Genomic DNA, 19,823 nt, shown 5'->3' with positions numbered 1-19,823 from the left:
CAATGGCAATCTGGCTGACCAAGGACTCGAAGGTCATCGTCCAGGGGATGACCGGTTCCGAGGGTTCCAAGCACACCCGGCGGATGCTCGCCGCCGGCACCACCGTCGTCGGCGGTGTGAACCCGCGCAAGGCCGGCACCACCGTCGACTTCGACGGCACCGAGCTGCCCGTGTTCGCCTCCGTCGCGGACGCGATGGCCGAGACCGGGGCCGACGTCACGGTCATCTTCGTGCCGCCGCAGTTCACCAAGGGCGCGGTCGTCGAGGCGATCGACGCCGGCATCGGCCTGGCCGTGGTCATCACCGAGGGCGTGCCGGTGCACGACACCGCCGCGTTCTGGGCGTACAACGTGGCCAAGGGCGAGCGGACCCGCATCATCGGCCCGAACTGCCCCGGTGTCGCCTCGCCGGGCGCCTCGAACGCCGGCATCATCCCGGCCGACATCACCGGCACCGGCCGCATCGGTCTGGTCAGCAAGAGCGGCACCCTGACCTACCAGATGATGTACGAGCTGCGCGACATCGGCTTCTCGACCTGCGTCGGAATCGGCGGTGACCCGATCATCGGGACCACCCACATCGACGCCCTCGCCGCATTCGAGGCCGACCCCGACACCGACGCCATCGTGATGATCGGCGAGATCGGCGGCGACGCCGAGGAGCGGGCCGCGGAGTTCATCAAGGCCAACGTCACCAAGCCGGTGGTCGGCTACATCGCCGGCTTCACCGCGCCGCCCGGCAAGACCATGGGCCACGCCGGCGCGATCATCTCCGGTTCGGCGGGTACCGCCGAGGCCAAGAAGGAGGCGCTGGAGGCCGTCGGGGTCAAGGTCGGCAAGACGCCCACCGAGACCGCGAACCTGATGCGGAAGATCATGTCCGGCAGCTGACCGGACGAGTGACACCGAGGGGGTCGACCGGTTCCGGTCGACCCCCTCAGTCGTTGTTGTCCCAGACCGGATAGTTTCCGGTCGCTCCGAGGATCAGGCTGCCCACGATGTTCAGCACGCCGAAGGCGACGGCGAGGTAGCCCAGCAGGGGCGACTGGCCGAAACGCTTCGCGTCGCGGATCGACAGGTAACCGAAGACGATGCCCAGGACGCCGCAGCACAGCAGACCGGTCACGATGCCCAGCACGCCCCACAGCACGGTACGGTCGCGGCCGGCGGCGGCCGGTGGCGGCGGGGGCGGCGGATACGCAGTGTTCACGGATGTCCTCCGGCGGGTCGGTGGCACGGCGTGCGTCGCGCCCCTGGGCCGAGGCTAGACCGGCACACCGGCGATCGGCCGGGGTTCGGGCGAACTCACCGCCGGTGGGGGACGGTGTCGGGCGGTCCCCGCCGGGCGGGCATGCCAGAGTAGACCCGATGTCCTCGGTCACCCCGGATCAGCCCCGCCGCTCCGCCGACGCCCGTGCCGGCGCACGGCCGCCCGGCCGTGCCGGCGGCCCGCGGCGTGTCCCCGCCCCCCGTGGCGGTGACGGGCCGCGCAGCCGGGCCCCGCTCGCGCTCGCCGCGCTGGTGGCCGCCGGATGGGCCGGGATCACCTCGCTGCTGCCGGTGGTTGCCGGGCTCTGGCTGTTCCAGGCCAGCGAGGGCGCCGCCACGCTCGCCGGGGTGCTGCGGGCCGGGCTGGCCGGCTGGCTGCTCGGCCACGGCGTTCCCCTGGCCACCTCCGCCGGCCCGTTCGGGCTGGCGCCGTTGGCGATCACCGCCCTCGCCGTCTGGCGGCTGACCCGCGCCGGCGTGCACACCAGCCGCGCCATCGGTGCCCGCGCCAGCCGGTCGCCCCGGCGCGCGGCCGTCGCAGCGGTGACGGTCGGAGTCGCGTACGGGCTGCTGGGCGCGCTCGCGGCGGTGCTGACCGGCACGGGCGGGCCGGACGCGTCGCCGGTGCGGGCCGGGCTGACCCTGGCGGTCGTCGGCACACTCGCGGCCGGCGTGGGCGCGGCCCGCACCACCGGGGCGGCCGGCGCGGTCGCGACGCGCGCCCCGGCCGCGCTGCGCGACGGGGTACGCACCGGGCTGGTCGCCGCTCTGCTGCTGCTCGGGGCCGGCGCCGCCGCGGCGGGGCTCGCCGTGGCGACCGGTGGCGGCGACGCCGCCGACATGATCGGCGCCTACCGCACGGGGGTCGCCGGGCAGGCCGGGATCACCCTGGTGAGCCTCGCCTACGCGCCGAACGCCGCGGTCTGGGCGGTCGCCTACCTGCTCGGCCCCGGCTTCGCCGTGGGCACGGACACGGCGGTGCGCACCAGCGAGGTCTCCGTGGGCGCGCTGCCGGCCGTACCCCTGTTCGCCGGCCTGCCTGCAGGCCCGGTCGACGGGCTCGGGGTGGCGCTGCTCGCGGTGCCCGCGCTGGCCGGGATGGCCGGCGGCGGGCTGCTGGCCCGCCGGTTGCTGCGTGGTGCCGCCGCCGACCGGGTGGTGCTGCCCTGGCGTCCGCTGCTGACACCGGCCGTCGTCGCCGGTCCGGTCGCGGGTCTGCTGCTGGGTGCCGCCGCGGCAGCCTCCGGCGGGCCGCTCGGCGGCGGACGGCTCGCCGAGGTCGGTCCGGTCGGCTGGCAGGTGGCGGCGGTGACGACCGCCGTGTGCGGGGTGGGTGCGCTGCTTGGTGCGGCGGCCACCCGCTGGCTCACCCGCACCTGACCCCGGTCGCCCATTCATGCGGTCGCGGTGCGCGTGCGGGGGTGCCGGGCGCGCGCGAGGGGCGTCCCGGCCAAGGCCGCAACGCCCCTCGACGAACGGTGCTCAGGGTTGCGCGGGCAGGGTGACGTTGGCCACGACAGCGAGGACGAGCAGCAGCACGGTGAGCCCGGCACCGACGGCACCGCAGATCAGACCGGCCTTCGCCTGGCCGGCGTTGCTGGCCAGACCCTGGTCGGCCTTCTGCTTGCCCAGCCAGCCCGTCACCACGGCGGCGATGCCCAGCGGGAGGCCGAGGTAGAGGCAGCAGCCCAGCGGGATCGACGCGATGCCGAGGATCATCGACACCAGGCCGAGGGTGTTCTGCTGGCCCTGGGCCGCGAAGCCCGCGTTCGGGTACATCTGCGGCTGGCCGTACGGCTGCTGCTGGCCGTACGGGTCCTGGTAGGGCTGACCGTACGGCTGCCCGGGTGCCGGTGGCGGCGGCGCGGCGTACGGGTCCGGCTGGCCGTAGGGCTGGCCGGAGGTGGGGGGTTGGCCGTAGGGCTGGCCGGACGTGGGGCCGTAGGGCTGGCCGGACGTCGGGGGCTGGCCATGGGACGGCGGGGCGTACGGATCGTACGGCTGGCCGGAGGTGGGCGGCTGCCCGTAGGGCGCGGCCGGCGGCGGGGCGTACGGGTCGTGCGGGGGCGGTGTGGCCGGGCTCCCGTACGGCTGCTGGCCGTACGGGTCCTGACCGGGGTTACCAGGCTGCATCGGCTCAGTATCCGCTGGTGCTGGCGCTGCTGCCGGAGAGGGCACCGAGCAGTCCGCCACCCAGGCAGCACACCAGCACGATCGCGAGCCAGGCGACGCCGACGATGATCGCCCACTTCGACCACTTCTTCGACTCGGCCGCGGCGGCCTGGGCACCCGCGTAGTCACCCTGCTGGAGCAGCGGGTTCACCTTCGAGGCGTTGATGATCGCCGGGATGGCCAGCGGCCAGAACAGGAAGATGGAGACGATGGACATCGTCATGTTGTTGTCGACGTGCTGGGGCTGCTGGGACGGGTATCCGGGCTGCATCCTCGGTGACTCCTCGAATCGGCGACACGTACGCGTGCCTTGTCTCACTGACGGGTGCGGGACGGACGGCGCCGGTCCCGGGCGACCGGCAGCGTACCCGGTCCGGGCCAGGCCGGCTGACCTCGTGCGCGGCGGGGCCCAGCGGCTGGACGCCCGACCCCACCCGCCGGGTGCGTGCGGGGCGGGTGCCGACCGCCGACGTGAGGTGGGGCGGGCAGCCGACCGCCCAGGCCAGGTGGTGGGCGGCGGGCCGGGACGCCCACGCCGGGCCCGGACCGGCCTGCCGATAGGGTGTGCGCGTGACCGACCCCGCGTCCGCCGCCCGCATCGTCGTCCTCGTCTCCGGCTCCGGGAGCAACCTCCAGGCGCTGCTGGACGCCTGCGCCGACCCGGCGTACGGGGCCAGGGTGGTCGCCGTCGGCGCGGACCGGGACGGCATCGGCGGGCTCGACCGGGCGGTCGCCGCCGGGGTGCCGACCTTTGTCGAGCGGGTCGCCGACCACCCGACCCGCGAGGACTGGGACTCGGCCCTGTGTGCGCAGGTCGCCGCCTACCAGCCCGATCTCGTGATCTCGGCCGGCTTCCTGAAACTCGTCGGTCCGCACTTCCTGACGGCGTTCGGTGACCGCTACCTGAACACGCACAACACGCTGCTGCCGGCGTTCCCCGGCATCCACGGCCCGCGCGACGCCCTCGCCTACGGGGTGAAGGTCACCGGGGCCACCCTCTTCTTCGTCGACGCCGGCATGGACACCGGCCCGATCGTCGCGCAGGTCGCCGTGCCCGTGCGCGACGACGACGACGTCGACACGCTCACCGAGCGCATCAAGGAAGCCGAGCGGCGCCAGCTCGTCGAGCAGGTGGGCCGCCTGGTCCGCGAAGGTTGGACGATCACCGGAAGGAAGGTCACGGTTCCGTGAGTTCCACTCAGGACTCCCGCCGCCCGATCAGGCGGGCGCTGGTCAGCGTCTACGACAAGACCGGTCTGGTCGAGCTGGCCCGGGCGCTGCACGCGGCCGGGGTGGAGCTCGTCTCGACCGGTAGCACCGCGTCCACCATCGCCGCCGCCGGCGTCCCGGTGACCGCCGTCGAGCAGGTGACGGGCTTCCCGGAGATCCTCGACGGGCGGGTCAAGACCCTGCACCCGAAGATCCACGGAGGGCTGCTCGCCGACCTGCGCAAGGACGCGCACGCCGCCCAGCTCGACGAGCACGGCATCGTGGGGATCGACCTGCTGGTGTCCAACCTCTACCCGTTCCAGGCCACCGTCGCCTCCGGCGCGAGCCAGGACGAGTGTGTCGAGCAGATCGACATCGGTGGGCCGGCGATGGTGCGGGCCGCCGCGAAGAACCACGCCTCCGTCGCGGTGGTGACCGATCCGGCCGCGTACCCGATGCTGCTGGCCGCCCTCGACGCGGGCGGCTTCACCCTGACGCAGCGTCGCGCGCTGGCGGCGGAGGCCTTCGCCGCGATCGCCGACTACGACGTGGCGGTCGCGCAGTGGTGCGCCCGCGAGCTGGTCGCGGAGGCCGACTGGCCGCAGTACGCCGGGCTGTCGCTGCGCCGGCAGGCGGTGCTGCGCTACGGCGAGAACCCGCACCAGGCCGCGGCCCTCTACGCCGACCCGGCCGGCCCGGCCGGGCTGGCCCAGGCCGAGCAGCTGCACGGCAAGGAGATGTCCTACAACAACTACGTCGACGCGGACGCCGCGTGGCGGGCCGCGAACGACTTCCCCGACCAGCCGGCTGTGGCGGTCATCAAGCACGCCAACCCCTGCGGCATCGCCGTGGGCGCGGACGTGGCCGAGGCGCACCGCAAGGCGCACGCCTGCGACCCCGTGTCGGCCTTCGGCGGCGTGATCGCGGTGAACCGGCCCGTCTCGGTGGAACTGGCCCGGCAGGTCGCCGAGATCTTCACCGAGGTGGTCGTGGCCCCCGACTACGAGGCGGGGGCGGTGGACGTCCTGGCGGCCAAGAAGAACATCCGGCTGCTGCGTGCGCCCGCGTTCCGCCCGCAGCCGGCCGAGTGGCGGCACGTCACCGGGGGCGTGCTGGTGCAGCTGCGCGACGCGGTCGACGCCGACGGGGACGACCCGGCCAACTGGCGATTGGCCACCGGCGAGGCGGCCGACGAGGCCACCCTCGCCGACCTGGCCTTCGCCTGGCGGGCCGTGCGGGCCGTGAAGAGCAACGCGATCCTGCTGGCCCGCGAGGGCGCGACCGTGGGCGTGGGCATGGGCCAGGTCAACCGGGTCGACTCGGCGCGGCTGGCGGTGGACCGGGCCGGCGCGGAGCGGGCCCGGGGCTCCGTGGCGGCCTCCGACGCGTTCTTCCCGTTCCCCGACGGCCCGCAGATCCTCATCGACGCGGGTGTGACGGCGATCGTCCAGCCCGGCGGCTCCGTGCGGGACGAGGAGACCATCGCCGCCTGCAAGCAGGCCGGTGTCACCATGTACCTCACCGGTACCCGGCACTTCTTCCACTGACGAGCCGCCCGGAAAGCGGGTCCGCCACCCGGCGGGCCCGCTTCCTGGCTTCCGGCGGGCCGACACCCGGCGGGCCGCCCGGCCGGTCGGAGAGGTCCTGCGGAACGTCGCCGAGGGGCGTGAGACGATCAGGGCGTGACGGCGACGGTTCTGGACGGTAAGGCCACTGCGGCGGAGATCAAGGACGAGCTGCGGACGCGGGTCAAGGCACTGGCGGAACGCGGGATCACCCCCGGCCTGGGTACGGTGCTGGTGGGTGCTGACCCCGGCTCCCAGGCGTACGTGAACGGTAAGCACCGCGACTGCGCCGAGGTGGGTATCGCCTCGATCCGGCGGGAGTTGCCCGCCGACGCCACCCAGGATCAGGTCGACGCCGTCCTCGCCGAGCTGAACGCCGACCCGGCCTGCCACGGTTACATCGTCCAGCTGCCCCTGCCGGCCCACCTGGACACCCAGCGGGTCCTGGAGCTGATCGACCCGGACAAGGACGCCGACGGTCTGCACCCGGTGAACCTGGGCCGTCTCGTCCTCGGCTACGACGGGCCGCTGCCCTGCACCCCGCGCGGCATCGTCGAACTGCTGCGCCGCCACGACGTGGCGCTGCGCGGTGCCAGGGTCGCCGTCGTGGGGCGTGGCAACACGGTCGGTCGCCCGCTCGGGCTGCTGCTGACCCGGCGCAGCGAGAACGCCACTGTCACCCTCTGCCACACCGGCACCCTCGACCTCGCCTCGCACACCCGGGCCGCCGACATCGTCATCGTGGCAGCCGGGGTTCCCGGCCTGCTCACCGGCGACATGGTCAACCCCGGTGCCGTCGTGGTCGACGTCGGCATCACCCGGGTGGTCGGCCAGGACGGCAAGGGCCGCTACACCGGCGACGTCGACCCCGAGGTCGCCGAGGTCGCCGGCGCGCTGGTGCCGATGCCGGGTGGCGTCGGGCCGATGACCAGGGCCATGCTGCTGACCAACGTGGTGGAGCGCGCCGAGCGGGGCTGACGGCCGGCTGGCGGGGCTGACGGCCGGTTCGCGGCGCGTGGCCCCGGCCGGGCTGACGGTCGGTTCGCGGCGCGTGGCAGGGGCGGGCGGGGCTCGCGGCCGGTCGCGGCGCGTGGCCCGGTCGGGGGCGGAGGGCTGCCGGCCCGGTCGTGACGTGCGGTGGCCGCCCGCCGACAGCCGGGCCCGACGGACGACGGGGACGTTCGCCCCATCCCGACGGACGACGGTGACGTTCACCCCATCCCGGCGACGGCCGCCGCCCCTGGCCCGTTCGGTGCCAGGATGACTGATACGGTCCGGAAAACCGACTGGTATCAGGGAGTGGGACGACCATGGGTAAGAAGGTCACTGTCGTCGGCGCCGGTTTCTACGGCTCCACCACCGCGCAGCGCCTCGCCGAGTACGACGTCTTCGACACCGTCGTGATCACCGACATCGTGGAGGGCAAGCCCGCCGGCCTCGCCCTGGACCTCAACCAGTCGCGGGCCATCGAGGGCTTCGAGACCAAGCTCGTCGGCGTGACCACCGGCCCCAACGGCGAGGGGTACGAGGCCATCGAGGGCTCGGACGTCGTCGTCATCACCGCCGGGCTGCCCCGCAAGCCGGGCATGAGCCGGATGGACCTGCTGGAGACCAACGCCAAGATCGTCCGCCAGGTCTCGGAGAACGTCGCCAAGTACGCCCCGAACGCCGTCGTCATCGTCGTCTCCAACCCGCTGGACGAGATGACCGCGCTCGCCCAGCTCGCCACGCAGTTCCCGAAGAACCGCGTGCTCGGCCAGGCCGGCATGCTCGACACCGCCCGGTTCACCAACTTCGTCGCCGAGGCGCTGGACGTACCGGTGAAGTCCGTCAAGACCCTGACGCTGGGTTCGCACGGCGACACGATGGTCCCGGTGCCCTCGCAGAGCACCGTCAACGGCAAGCCGCTGCGCGAGGCCATGCCGGCCGAGCAGATCGAGGAGCTGGTCGTCAAGACCCGCAACGGCGGTGCCGAGGTCGTCGCGCTGCTGAAGACCGGCTCCGCGTACTACGCCCCGTCGGCCGCCGCCGCTCGGATGGCCAAGGCCGTCGCGGAGGACTCCGGTGCGGTCATGCCGGTGTGCGCCTGGGTGGACGGCGAGTACGGCATCTCCGGCGTCTACCTGGGCGTCGAGGCCCAGATCGGGGCCGAGGGCGTCAAGAAGGTCGTCGAGACCGACCTGGACGCGGACGAGCTGGCCAGCCTCAAGGAGGCCGCCGAAGCCGTCCGCGCCAAGCAGGCCGACGTCGCCAGCATGTAGCCCCACGCGCGCCGACCTACCCCACCACCCTCTCCACTCCCTGTCCCTCGCTCCCTCCGCCGGGTGATCACCCCACCGCGCGGTGATCGTGTAGTCATCGCCTGCGACGTGCCGGTGGAATGGCAACGGCTTCATGATCGCCGCGGTGGGGCGCGGGGTGGAAGGGGGAGGTCGGGTGGGGGGCGGAGGGCTGTTTCCAGTACGCTCGTACTGCTTGAGCACGTGTCCCCTGAGAGGAGCGCCGGCCGATGGCGAAGATCAAGGTAAACAACCCGGTCGTAGAGCTCGACGGCGACGAGATGACCCGGATCATCTGGAAGCAGATCCGGGAGCAGCTGATCCTGCCCTACCTCGACGTCGACCTGCACTACTACGACCTGTCGATCCAGCACCGTGACGCCACCGACGACCAGGTCACGATCGACGCCGCCAACGCCATCAAGCAGCACGGCGTGGGCGTCAAGTGCGCGACCATCACCCCGGACGAGGCCCGGGTGGAGGAGTTCGGCCTCAAGAAGATGTGGCGGTCGCCGAACGGCACCATCCGCAACATCCTCGGCGGTGTGGTCTTCCGCGAGCCGATCATCATGTCCAACGTGCCGCGGCTCGTACCCGGCTGGACCAAGCCGATCATCATCGGCCGGCACGCCCACGGCGACCAGTACAAGGCCAGCGACTTCGTCGTTCCCGGCCCGGGCACGGTGACCATCACCTACACCCCGGCCGACGGCTCCGCGCCCGTCGAGATGGAGGTCGCCAACTTCCCCGGCGGCGGCATCGCCATGGGCATGTACAACTTCGACGAGTCGATCCGCGACTTCGCCCGGGCGTCGTTCCGGTACGGCCTGGACCGGGGCTACCCGGTCTACCTGTCGACCAAGAACACCATCCTGAAGGCGTACGACGGCCGGTTCAAGGACATCTTCGCCGAGGTGTTCGAGAACGAGTTCAAGTCGGAGTTCGACGCCGCCGGCATCACCTACGAGCACCGGCTGATCGACGACATGGTGGCCGCCGCCCTGAAGTGGGAGGGCGGCTACGTCTGGGCCTGCAAGAACTACGACGGTGACGTGCAGTCGGACACCGTCGCGCAGGGCTTCGGCTCGCTCGGCCTGATGACCTCGGTGCTGCTGTCCCCCGACGGCCGTACCGTCGAGGCGGAGGCCGCGCACGGCACCGTCACCCGGCACTACCGGCAGTGGCAGAAGGGCGAGAAGACCTCGACCAACCCGATCGCCTCGATCTACGCCTGGACCCGGGGCCTGGCCCACCGGGGCAAGCTGGACGAGACCCCGGCGGTGACCGAGTTCGCCAACACGTTGGAGCAGGTCATCGTGGACACGGTCGAGGGTGGCCAGATGACGAAGGACCTCGCGCTGCTCATCTCGCGCGACGCCCCGTGGCTGACCACCGACGAGTTCATGAACGCACTCGACGAGAACCTGGCGCGCCGGCTCTCCGCCTGAGCGCCGCACCGCACCCGGAGCCCGCCGGCACCCCCGGCGGGCTCCGTCGTGTTCGACCGGGGGAGTGCCCGGCCCGGCCGGTCGGCGTGTCGGGGCAGTGACACGCAGTACGCGTCACTTCGTTCGGCGCGCCTCGTTGACCTGGGTGGACGAGATGCCAGTCGCGTCCAGGAGGCTGACCGCGGTCGCCTCGCGGCACGAGTGCCGATCAGCCAGCCTTCCCGGCTGTCGTGCACTGCCAGCCGTCCCTTCCCTGCGGGGGGCCCTGTCCCGGGCCCCCCGCGCCCTGTCCCGGGCCCCCGCGCCCGGCCTCGTGCCCGCGCCCGGCCTCGCCCGCGCGGCTCAGGCGGCGCGCAGGAGTTCGGCGGCCCGCTCCGGGGCGATGTCGTTGATGAACACGCCCATGCCCGACTCCGAGCCGGCCAGGTACTTCAGCTTGTCCCGGGCCCGCCGGGTGCTGAACAGTTGAAGGTGCAGGTGCCCCAGTTCCCGGTCTACCCGCACCGGTGCCTGGTGCCACGCGGCGATGTAGGGCATCGGCAGGTCGAACAGCCCGTCGAAGCGGCGCAGCAGGTCGAGGTACAGCGGGCCGAACGCGTCCCGTTCGTCGTCGTCGAGTGCGGGGATGTCGGGCACCGGCCGGTGCGGGGCGACGTGCACCTCGAAGGGCCAGCGGGCCGCCGCCGGGACGTACGCCGTCCAGTGCGCGTTCGCCGCGACCACCCGGTGGCCGGTGGTGCGCTCGGCGGCCAGCACGTCGGCGTACAGGTTGCGTCCGCCGGTGCGGTCGGCGTGCCGACGGGCGGCGGCCAGCAGGGCGCGGGTCCGCGGGGTGACGAAGGGGTACGCGTAGATCTGGCCGTGCGGGTGGTGCAGGGTCACACCGATCTCGACGCCCCGGTTCTCGAAGCAGAACACCTGCTCCACCCCGGGCAGTTCGCCGAGCACCGCCGTCCGGTCGGCCAGCGCGTCGAGCACGGTGCGCACCCGGCGGGGCGGCAGGCTGGCGAACGAGGCGTTGTGGTCGTCGGTGAAGCAGACCACCTCGCAGCGTCCACGCCCCGGCCGTGCCGGAGTGAACGGGGTGATCTCCGCGGGCTCCTCGGCGACCCGCCCGCTGAGGGAGGGGAACCGGTTCTCGAAGACGGCGACGTCGTAGTCCGGCGCGGGGATCTCGCTGCGCCGCCCGCCGCTGGAGGGGCACAGGGGGCACTGGTCGGCCGGGGGGAGGAAGGTGCGGGTCTGCCGGTGTGCCGCCACGGCCACCCACTCGTCGGTGAGGGGGTCGAGGCGTAGCTGCGAGGCGGGCGGGGGTGGGGGCAGGTCCCGTCGGTCCGGCTCGGAGCGCACCGCGTCGTCGCGCTCGTCGAAGTAGATCAGTTCGCGGCCGTCGGCCAGGTCGATCGCCGTACGCTTCACTGCGCCACCCCTCGTTCCGCCCCGGGCACGACCACCAGTTCGCCCACCTGCTCGGCGAGTGTCCGACGGGCTTCGGTCGGCAACCGGTCGTCGGTGATTAGCAGGTGCGCGGCGCCCAGCGGCACGATCGACGAGATGCCCACGGTGCCCCACTTGGTGTGGTCGGCGAGCACCACCAGCCGGTCGGCCGCCGCGACGAGAGCCCGGTCGGTGTCGGCCTCCATCAGGTTCGGGGTGGTGAAGCCCGCCCGTTCGGTGATCCCGTGCACGCCGAGGAAGAGCATGTCCAGGTGCAGTGAGCGGACGGCCCCGACGGCCAGTGGCCCGACCAGGGCGTCCGAGGGGGTGCGCACGCCGCCGGTGAGCACCACGGTCTGGTCGTCGCGGCCACCGGCGTGCAGGATCTCGGCGACCGGCAGGGAGTTCGTGACCACGGTGAGCCCCGGCACGTCCACCAGGTGGCGGGCCAGTTCCGCCGTGGTGGTGCCGGCGGACAGCGCGACGGCCGCGCCGGGGCGAACCAGCGTGGCGGCGCGGGCGGCGATGGCGGCCTTCTCGGCGGACTGTCGCACCGACTTGGCGTGGAAGCCCGGTTCGTCGGTGGAACCCGGGCCGGTGAGCGTAGCCCCACCGTGCACCTTGGCCAGCAGGCCCCGGTCGTGCAGCAGGTCGAGGTCGCGCCGGATGGTCATGTCGGAGACGCCGAACTCGGCGGCCAGCTCGGTGACGCGTACCCCGCCGGCCGCCCGGACGCGGTCCAGGATCGCCGCCTGCCGTTGCTGCGCGAGCATCCGCCGCCCTTCCCGTGGCCGCCGCGCGGCGAGGTCGCCGACGTGGCGGCCAAGCCGAGCACGCGGTCAAACGTGTTCGAACAATAGCGAACACTAGCGGGTGCCCGGCGACCCGGGAAGGGCGACCCCGGAGGTCAGACGCCCGGCAGGCGCGGCTCGACCCAACCCGTCTCGGTGAGGTGGTGCAGAACCGCCTGCACGGCGTCGTCCACGCTGAGGTGTGCGGTGTCGACCACCACGTCCGCGTCGGTGGGCTCCTCGTACGGGTCGTCGATGCCGGTCATCCCGGTCAGCAGGCCCGCCCGGGCCCGCGCGTACAGGCCCTTGCGGTCACGCTGCTCGCACACGGCCAGCGGCGTCGCCACGTGCACCAGCACGAAGCCGGCCCCGGCCGCCACCGCCATCTCCCGAGCGGTGGCCCGGGCCTGCGCGTACGGGGCGATGGGGCAGCAGATGCCCACCCCCCGGTGCCGCGCGATCTCCGCGGCCACCCAGCCGATCCGGCGGACGTTGAGATCCCGGTCGGCCTTGCTGAAGCCCAACCCGGCCGACAGCTCCCGCCGAACCACGTCGCCGTCGAGCAGGGTGACCGTCCGCTCGCCCTGTTCCCGCAGCGCGTCGGCCAGCCCCCGGGCGATGGTCGACTTGCCGGAGCCGGACAGCCCGGTGAGGAACACCACCAGGCCGCGGTGGCGGCGCGGCGGCCGGGCCCGCACCAGTTCCTTGGCCACCGCCGGTGGGGTGTGCCACTCGGGAAGCGGGAAACCGCGGTCCAGCAGATCGTCGATCTCCGCCTGGGTCAGCGCCAGCCGCCGGTTGCGCGGCGGGATGTCCTCCCGCCAGCGCCACTGCCCGTCCCGGTTGTCGTAGGCCAACTCCCGTGGCACCAGCACCCGCAGGCCCGCACCGGAGAGCATCTCGCCCGTGGAGAGCAGGTGGGTCACCCCGTACGCGGCGGAGACCCGCGCCCGCAGCAGGGCGTCGCTGATCTCGTCCCGCCGTCGGGCCAACGGCACGGCGACCAGGGTGGCCGGGGGCATCCGGTCCCGCGCGGCGAAGATGCTGCGCACCAGCGCCTCCGACGGCAGTCCGCCGGAGCCCTCCTCACCGACCGGGATCATCACCAGCAGGTGGGCGGCCAGGGTGCGGGCGGCGTGGGCGATCTGGGCCAGTTGTGGCCGGTGCAGCGGCCGGTCGGCCACCACGCCGAGCACCCGGCCGGCGGGCAGCAGCGAGCGGATCTCGGCGGGGGTGCGGCGCAGCCGCTGGAACGGCCCGTGACCGCCGTCGCCGAGCCGGTGGACCGGGCCGCCCAGGGCGGCCACCCCCTCGCGGACCGGCCAGGCGTCGGCGACGTCCAGCGCGGCGATCGGGGCGCCCTCGCCGTCGGTCAGCACCACCGTGCGGCGGGCCGGGTCGCCCGGGTCGAGCTTCTCGGCCAGCGCCGACGGCACCTGGAGGGTCACCGGCACCGGCCACGGGCTGTCGTCCATCAGCCGGCCACGGCGGCTGACCGAGACCAGGTCGGCACGGGTCAGGAACCCGGTCAACGGCGCGTACCCGCCGGTCAGCAGCAGCTCCAGGTCGGCCAGTTCCCCCGGACGCGGCGTGTACGCCGGTGCGTCCCGAAGCACCTCGTCGGGCAGCATCCACCCGTTGCTCATCAGACCCCCAACTCGCGCCGACCGGCACACAGTTTCGCAGCCGGCCGCCGATCGGTCGAGAGCGCCACTCCTCGGGCCCGCCCCGCCCGCAGGTGGTGGCGGGCCCGAGGGGGCCGACGGCCCCCAGCAGGGCAACGGGAAGGACCGCCACCCGGACGACGGTGACGCGCGCCGGCGACGGGGTCAGCCGGCCGGTTCCAGCGGGGCCGCGCCGAACGAGACGGCGAACCGCTTGCACCAGATCGAGACGCTGGTCAGGCCGGCGAGGTCGACGTCGGCGGGAATGTCGTACGCCTGGTTGCCGCGGTTGCCCTTGAGCCGGCCCAGCTCGACCCAGCGGCCGTCGTCGAAGACGTGCCAGCCGGCCTCGCCCTCGCGTACCGGCTGGTCGGTGAGCCACACCCGCAGGTCGGGCCCGTTGGAGGTGTCCAGCCCCACCAGTTCCAGCCGGTGCCGCCCCTCGGGGGTGCGCACGATCCGCGCGTCCCCCGAGGTGTCGTGTTCGTGGGTGACGAAGCCGCCGGCGCTCACCACGACCGGCCCGGCCGGCGGGGCGGACGCCGTGGCCGGCGCGGTGTCGGAGGCCGACGGCGGCGCGGCCGTGGCGACCACGCTCAACTCCTCGTCGACCTCCGCGTCGGTGACCAGCTTCCACGGCTGGAACCAGTAGAGGCCGAGCGCGGCCCCGGCGGTGAGTACGGTGATCGCGACCCAGGCGAGCGGACTGCGGAACAGACGGATGAGCATGGGGACAGTCTTCCCGCTGCCGCCCCCGGCGGTTGGTTCCGGCCGCTTACGGATCGCTTACCGATCCGTGCTCCCCGGGCGGCCCGTCGCGGGTCGCAGCAGCCGGCGCACCGCAGCGCGTACCCGGACCCAGCGTCCCGGCTCCTCGTCCGGGCGCTGGTCGGTCACCTGAGGGGCGGCGCCGTCGGCCGGGCAGAAGACGCGCAACGGCAGGCGCGCGTCCTGCGTCCACCCCGAGTGCTGGATCCGCGCCCGCAACGTCCAGGCGCCCTCCGTCCGGCCGGAGTTCAGGGCGGCGAAGTCCACCGCCACGCTGCCGCGGTGCACGACGTGCGTCGCGCCGGCGGTGTCGGTGACCCGCCGGGCTTCCACCGCGACCGGCAGGGCAACCTCGTCTCCCGTCTCCTGCCGCCGGGCGACGAGGTCGAGCCGGGCCTGCGCCAGCGCACCGGTGACGTCCAGCAGCTCGGGGTCGAGGCCGTCGACGGGAAGAACCAGCCGGTCCCGGCCGTCCCGCCCGGCGTCGACGATCGGATCGCGGCCCGAGCGCAGGTGCGCGGCGACGCTCACCGTCAGGGTGCTGCCGGTCAGGTCGTACCCCCGCAGGCGCGCTCGGGCACGGACGCCGACCTCCCACTCGGCGAGCCGGCGCAGGTCCGCCACCCGGCCCTGTCCGGCCAGTTCGGCGACGATGCGCGGCAGCGGCGGCAGACCGGCGGCCACCCCGGGGGCGAAGCGGTCCCGGATGATCGCGCGTACCTCCGCCGCGACCTGGTCCAGCCACTCCGACGGCGCGTCGAGCAGCCGCTTGCCGCGCAGCCGGTTGACCATCTCGTTGCGTAGCCACCGGCGGTGCAGCCGGTCGCGCAGCGGACCCGGCCCGACGTGGGCGTCGACGATGTCGAGGGTCTCGCGCAGCCGCGCGAAGTAGTCGGCGGGCACCAGTCGGGTGGCGGTGACGCCCCCGCCGTCGCGGCGTCGGACGTGGTGATAGCAGGTGTAGTGCGCCAGGACGCTGGTGCGTTTCGACAGCAGGTACGCCCGGGTGACGAAGGCGTGGTCCTCCAGCCGTCTCCGGCCACCCTCCGGGAAGCGTAGGTCGTGCTCCGCGAGAAACCCCGAACGGAACAGCTTGTGGCAGGTCAGGCTGTCGATGAGCGGGGTGTTCTCCAGGGTGGCGTCGGGCTGGTCGGTGCGGAACAGCTCCCGGGCCACGTTGCGGCCGTGCCCGGCCATCTTCCCGACCGCGATGTCGGCGTCGTTGGCCCGCGCGTACCCGTACAGGCGCTCCAGGGCCTCGTCGGCGAACCAGTCGTCGTCGTCGGCGAAGAACACGTACTCCCCGCGGGCCTGCGCCATGCCCAGGTTGCGGGGGCGCGACGGCCAGCCGGAGTTCGGGATGTGCAGCACGTGCAGGTGCGGGTGGGTCGCGGCCAGCGCGTCCAGCCGGGCCGCCGTGCCGTCGGTCGATCCGTCGTCGACGAACACCGCCTCGAAGTCGCCGGCCGGCAGCGACTGGCGCAGCAACGATTCCACGAGCCTGTCGAGGTGTGTCTCGGCGTTGAACACCGGAACCACCACGCTCACCTTCGGTGCGTTCACCCTCGTATCCTTCCCCCGTGGACGCTGCGTGCCGTCCCCCATCCGGACGGTCAGTCCCAGATGGACGCGCGACCGGGCCCTCGGGGTTGCCTCCCTAGGGGAGATCGTCCGCCCAGTTGGGGGGAAGGTAGGGGAGCGCGCCGGAGTTCCCCCAGCTCACCTTCTGTCTAGGCTGACGCTGTGACGCTCATCGCAACGGAGTCGCTGACGAAGACCTACGGGGGCGGAGTCACCGCACTGGCAGACCTGACCGTCGCGGTCGAACCGGGGATCATCGGCCTGGTCGGCGCGAACGGGGCCGGCAAGTCCACCCTCATAAAGATTCTCCTCGGGCTGCTCGAACCCACCTCCGGCCGGGTCCGGGTGCTCGGCCTCGACCCGGGTACCGCCGCGGCCGAGGTTCGCAGGCGGGTCGGCTACATGCCCGAACACGACTGCCTCCCACCAGACCTGTCCGCGGCCGAACTGGTCACCCACCTCGGCCGGATCAGCGGCCTGCCGCGTACGGTCGCCCGGGAGCGGGCCTCCGAAGCCCTGCGCCACGTCGGGCTGTACGAGGAGCGGTACCGCCCGGTCGGCGGCTACTCCACCGGCATGAAGCAGCGGGTGAAACTCGCCCAGGCGCTGGTGCACGACCCGGACCTGCTGCTGCTCGACGAGCCGACGAACGGCCTCGACCCGGCCGGCCGGGACGCGATGCTGGCCCTGGTGCACCGCATCGGCACCGAGTTCGGCATCTCCGTGCTGGTCTGCTCGCACCTGCTCGGCGAGGTGGAGCGGATCTGCGACACCCTGGTCGCGATCGACGGCGGCCGGCTGCTGCGCGCCGCCCGGATCGACGCGATGACCTCGACCACCGACGTGCTCGCCGTCGAGGTCAGCGAGGGCACCGACGACCTCGCCGGCCGCCTCACCGCGCTGAGCCTGCCCGTGAGCCGGGAGGGGCGGCTGCTGCTCGTCCCGCTGGCCGACGACGCCACCTACGACCTGATCCTCGGCGCGGTCGCCGAGCTGGACCTGCCGCTGCACCGGCTCGACCAGCGCCGGCACCGCGTCGCCGAACTCTTCGCCACGAGGGAGCCCGGCCATGTCTGAGCCGACGGGCGTCATCCACGACATCGGCTACCAGCGCTACACCGGCCCCCGCCTCGCGCGCCGGGCCGTCTTCGGCGCGCTCTACCTGCACGGCCTGCGGGCGGCCTTCGGGCTGGGCCGCAGCGCCAAGGCCAAGATCTTCCCCTGGCTGGTGGTCGCCATCGTGATCGTGGTGGCCGCCGCGCTGACCGCGATCCGCAGCCAGATCGGGGAGGTGCTCATGACGTACGCCCAGTTCGCCGACTCGATGAGCTGGCTGGTCATCTTCTTCGTCGCGGTCGCCGCCCCCGAGCTGGTCTCCCGCGACCTGCACAGCGGGGTGCTGCCGCTGTACTTCTCCCGCCCGCTGCCCCGAGCCGACTATCCGCTGGCCAAGCTCGCCGCCCTGGCGACGGCGCTGTGGCTGCTGCTCGGCGCGCCGCAGCTGGTGATGTTCCTCGGTGGTGCCTTCACCACCGACAGCGGGCTGCGCGGGGTGTGGAACGAGCTGCTCGACCTGCTGCCCGGCCTGCTCTACGCCGGGCTGTGGGCGGTGGTCTTCGCCTCCGTCGGCCTGCTGGTCGCCTCGCTCACCGGGCGACGCGCGTTCGCCGCCGGTGGGATCGTCGCGGTCTTCCTGATGACCACCCCGGTCGTGGCGACCCTGGCCATCATGCCGTCGCAGGCGGTGACCGAACTGGCCGGCCTGGCCTCGCCGTCCACCCTGGTCCAGGGCGTCGGCATGTGGTCGCTGGGCGACCTGCTGGTCAACGACACCAACTCCGGTGAATTCGAGATCGGCCCGTACGGCCCGGTGTACGCCGTCGTCACGCTGCTGCTGGTCGCCACCTGCGTCACCCTGCTGCTCGCCCGCTACCGGAAGGTGGCCGCCCGATGACCACACTCGCCCCAGGCGCCCCGCCGGCCGCCGCCACCAGCACCCTCGACCTCGCCGGCGTGTCCCGCTGGTACGGCAACGTGGTCGCGGTCAACGACGTCAGCATGCGCCTCGGCCCGGGCGTGACCGGGCTGCTCGGCCCCAACGGCGCCGGCAAGACCACCCTGCTGCACATGATGGCCGGCTTCCTGGCCCCGTCGCGCGGCACGGTGACCCTCGACGGCGAACCCACCTGGCGCAACCCGGACGCCTACCGGCGGCTCGGCCTGGTCAGTGAACGGGAGGCCGCGCACACCTTCCTGACCGCGTACGAGTTCGTGCTGGCCAGCGCGAAGCTGCACCGGCTGCCCGATCCCGTCGGGGCGGCCCGCCGGGCGATCGCCATGGTGGAGCTGGAGGATGCCCAGTCGCGCCGGATCGGCACGTACTCCAAGGGCATGCGGCAGCGGGCCCGGGTCGCGGCGGCGCTGGTGCACGACCCGCAGGTTCTGCTGCTCGACGAGCCGTTCAACGGCATGGACCCGCGCCAGCGGCTGCACATGATGGGGCTGCTGCACCGCCTCGGCGACACGGGCCGCACGATCCTGTTCAGCTCGCACATCCTGGAGGAGGTCGAGCAGGTCTCCGGCACCGTGCAGGTGATGGTGGCCGGCCGGCTCGCCGCCTCCGGCGACTTCCGGACGATCCGCCGGCTGATGACCAACCGACCGCACGTGTTCGCCGTCCGCTCCACCGACGACCGGGCGCTCGCGGTCGCCCTGATGGCCGAAACCTCGGTGACGGGGGTGGAGCTGGGGCGCGACGGGTTGACGGTGCGGGCCGGCGACTACGGCGCCTTCACCCGGGCGCTGCCGAAACTGGCGATGGCCCACGGCGTGCGGGTGCGCCAACTGGTGCCCGAGGACGAGTCCCTGGAGAGCGTGTTCTCCTACCTGGTGGAGGCCTGATGTCGACTGTCTCGTGGATCACGGTACGCGGGCTGTTCGGCCGCCGCCGGTTCCTGCTGCTGCTCCCGCTGCCGGTGCTGCTGGTGGCGCTCGCGGTGCTGTCCCGGGCGCTGGGCGTGGCCGCCGCCGACTGGGGGCCCCCGATCCTCGTCGGGCTGGGCCTGGCCGTGGTGCTGCCGGTCGTCGCGCTGGTCGTCGGCACCGGCGTGCTCGGCGCCGAGATCGACGACGGCACGGTGGTGCACGTGCTGACCAAGCCGCTGCCGCGCTGGCAGATCGTGCTGCCCAAGCTGGCGGTGGCGACCGTGGTCACCGCGGTCACCGTCGCCGTGCCGCTCGCCGCCGCGGGCCTGCTGGCCGACTCGGCACGCCTCGGCCTGGCGCTCGCCGCCGCTGCGGCGGTCGGGGCGCTGGCGTACTCGGCGCTGTTCCTGGCGCTCAGCCTGCTGACCCGTCGGCCGGTGCTGCTCGGTCTGGTCTACGTGCTGATCTGGGAGGGGCTGCTCGGCAATGCGGTCAGCGGCACCAGGGTGTTGTCCGTTCAGCAGTACGTGATCGCGCTGGCCGACCGGCTCGCCCCCACCGACCTGCTCGGCACCACCGTTTCCGCGCCGGTGGCGGCCGTGCTGACCGCCCTGGTCAGCGTCGGTTTCACGGTGCTCGCCGTCGACCGGCTCCGGTCCTTCTCGGTCACCGGCGAAACCAGCTGACCCGCCCGCGGCACGCCCCCGGGCCGGGGG

Annotated in this window: 19 protein-coding genes; 11 read left to right on the top strand and 8 right to left on the bottom strand. The window is 73.4% G+C overall.

Annotation, left to right across the window (positions count from 1 at the left end; all coding sequences use genetic code 11):
- Positions 1–2: 2 nt before the first annotated feature.
- Positions 3–890 carry a succinate--CoA ligase subunit alpha gene (sucD, locus tag GA0070616_RS08540; protein ID WP_091079041.1) on the top strand — a complete coding sequence of 296 codons (888 nt, stop codon included), beginning with the start codon at positions 3–5 and terminating at the stop codon, positions 888–890.
- 46 nt (positions 891–936) lie between these two features.
- Here the strand turns inward: sucD and GA0070616_RS08535 are convergent, their stop codons facing one another.
- The gene (locus tag GA0070616_RS08535; RefSeq protein WP_091079038.1) at positions 937–1,209 is read right to left on the bottom strand and encodes a hypothetical protein; all 273 of its coding nucleotides are present in this window, start codon (positions 1,207–1,209) and stop codon (positions 937–939) included.
- A 158-nt stretch (positions 1,210–1,367) separates the two neighbouring features.
- On the opposite strand from GA0070616_RS08535, the gene GA0070616_RS08530 reads away from it, so the two are divergent.
- Entirely contained in the window at positions 1,368–2,648 is a 1,281-nt protein-coding gene (locus GA0070616_RS08530; RefSeq protein WP_091079035.1) for a cell division protein PerM, read from the top strand.
- Positions 2,649–2,750: 102 nt separating this feature from the next.
- Here GA0070616_RS08530 and GA0070616_RS08525 read toward each other — a convergent pair whose 3' ends face one another.
- Positions 2,751–3,401: a DUF4190 domain-containing protein gene (locus tag GA0070616_RS08525; protein WP_091079031.1), complete on the bottom strand. Its 651-nt coding sequence runs from the start codon at positions 3,399–3,401 to the stop codon at positions 2,751–2,753.
- A gap of 4 nt (positions 3,402–3,405) precedes the next feature.
- Positions 3,406–3,711 (bottom strand): CD225/dispanin family protein, encoded by a 306-nt coding sequence (locus GA0070616_RS08520; protein WP_091079028.1) that lies wholly within the window; start codon positions 3,709–3,711, stop codon positions 3,406–3,408.
- 299 nt (positions 3,712–4,010) lie between these two features.
- Here GA0070616_RS08520 and purN point away from each other — a divergent pair, with 299 nt between their 5' ends.
- From purN to GA0070616_RS08495, 5 genes are all read left to right on the top strand, one after another.
- Positions 4,011–4,631: a phosphoribosylglycinamide formyltransferase gene (gene purN, locus GA0070616_RS08515; protein WP_091090261.1), complete on the top strand. Its 621-nt coding sequence runs from the start codon at positions 4,011–4,013 to the stop codon at positions 4,629–4,631.
- The gene (gene purH, locus GA0070616_RS08510; RefSeq protein WP_091079025.1) at positions 4,628–6,196 is read left to right on the top strand and encodes a bifunctional phosphoribosylaminoimidazolecarboxamide formyltransferase/IMP cyclohydrolase; all 1,569 of its coding nucleotides are present in this window, start codon (positions 4,628–4,630) and stop codon (positions 6,194–6,196) included. Before purN ends, purH begins: the two co-directional genes overlap by 4 nt.
- Before the next feature lie 135 nt (positions 6,197–6,331).
- Positions 6,332–7,192: a bifunctional methylenetetrahydrofolate dehydrogenase/methenyltetrahydrofolate cyclohydrolase gene (locus GA0070616_RS08505; RefSeq protein ID WP_091079022.1), complete on the top strand. Its 861-nt coding sequence runs from the start codon at positions 6,332–6,334 to the stop codon at positions 7,190–7,192.
- Positions 7,193–7,524: 332 nt separating this feature from the next.
- Complete coding sequence (gene mdh / locus GA0070616_RS08500; protein WP_091079019.1) at positions 7,525–8,475, top strand: malate dehydrogenase; 951 nt, start codon at positions 7,525–7,527, stop codon at positions 8,473–8,475.
- 248 nt (positions 8,476–8,723) lie between these two features.
- Positions 8,724–9,941, top strand: coding sequence for an NADP-dependent isocitrate dehydrogenase (locus GA0070616_RS08495; protein ID WP_091079016.1), 1,218 nt, complete (start codon positions 8,724–8,726; stop codon positions 9,939–9,941).
- A gap of 342 nt (positions 9,942–10,283) precedes the next feature.
- Here GA0070616_RS08495 and galT read toward each other — a convergent pair whose 3' ends face one another.
- The 5 genes from galT to GA0070616_RS08470 all read right to left on the bottom strand — a co-directional run bounded on the left by galT (position 10,284) and on the right by GA0070616_RS08470 (position 16,164).
- A complete protein-coding gene (gene galT, locus GA0070616_RS08490; RefSeq protein WP_091079012.1) occupies positions 10,284–11,360 on the bottom strand; it encodes a galactose-1-phosphate uridylyltransferase in 1,077 nt (358 codons plus the stop codon).
- Entirely contained in the window at positions 11,357–12,151 is a 795-nt protein-coding gene (locus tag GA0070616_RS08485) for a DeoR/GlpR family DNA-binding transcription regulator (protein ID WP_091079009.1), read from the bottom strand. The genes galT and GA0070616_RS08485 overlap by 4 nt, the downstream gene beginning before the upstream one ends.
- Positions 12,152–12,285: 134 nt before the next feature.
- Entirely contained in the window at positions 12,286–13,815 is a 1,530-nt protein-coding gene (gene cysC / locus GA0070616_RS08480; RefSeq protein WP_091079005.1) for an adenylyl-sulfate kinase, read from the bottom strand.
- A gap of 183 nt (positions 13,816–13,998) precedes the next feature.
- Positions 13,999–14,562, bottom strand: coding sequence for a DM13 domain-containing protein (locus tag GA0070616_RS08475; RefSeq protein ID WP_091079001.1), 564 nt, complete (start codon positions 14,560–14,562; stop codon positions 13,999–14,001).
- Positions 14,563–14,619: 57 nt separating this feature from the next.
- Entirely contained in the window at positions 14,620–16,164 is a 1,545-nt protein-coding gene (locus GA0070616_RS08470) for a glycosyltransferase (RefSeq protein ID WP_245712701.1), read from the bottom strand.
- A gap of 180 nt (positions 16,165–16,344) precedes the next feature.
- On the opposite strand from GA0070616_RS08470, the gene GA0070616_RS08465 reads away from it, so the two are divergent.
- The 4 genes from GA0070616_RS08465 to GA0070616_RS08450 are packed head-to-tail and all read left to right on the top strand — an operon-like array spanning position 16,345 to position 19,793.
- Positions 16,345–17,259: an ABC transporter ATP-binding protein gene (locus GA0070616_RS08465; RefSeq protein WP_091078995.1), complete on the top strand. Its 915-nt coding sequence runs from the start codon at positions 16,345–16,347 to the stop codon at positions 17,257–17,259.
- Positions 17,252–18,136: an ABC transporter permease gene (locus tag GA0070616_RS08460; RefSeq protein WP_091078992.1), complete on the top strand. Its 885-nt coding sequence runs from the start codon at positions 17,252–17,254 to the stop codon at positions 18,134–18,136. Before GA0070616_RS08465 ends, GA0070616_RS08460 begins: the two co-directional genes overlap by 8 nt.
- The gene (locus GA0070616_RS08455; protein WP_091078989.1) at positions 18,133–19,083 is read left to right on the top strand and encodes an ABC transporter ATP-binding protein; all 951 of its coding nucleotides are present in this window, start codon (positions 18,133–18,135) and stop codon (positions 19,081–19,083) included. Before GA0070616_RS08460 ends, GA0070616_RS08455 begins: the two co-directional genes overlap by 4 nt.
- Positions 19,083–19,793 carry an ABC transporter permease subunit gene (locus GA0070616_RS08450; RefSeq protein WP_091078988.1) on the top strand — a complete coding sequence of 237 codons (711 nt, stop codon included), beginning with the start codon at positions 19,083–19,085 and terminating at the stop codon, positions 19,791–19,793. The genes GA0070616_RS08455 and GA0070616_RS08450 overlap by 1 nt, the downstream gene beginning before the upstream one ends.
- The last annotated feature ends 30 nt before the right edge of the window (positions 19,794–19,823 follow it).

This window comes from Micromonospora nigra, assembly GCF_900091585.1.
Taxonomy (GTDB): Bacteria; Actinomycetota; Actinomycetes; order Mycobacteriales; family Micromonosporaceae; genus Micromonospora; species Micromonospora nigra.
Note: the sequence above shows the minus strand (reverse complement) of the source record. Positions and strands in the feature narration are given on the sequence as shown.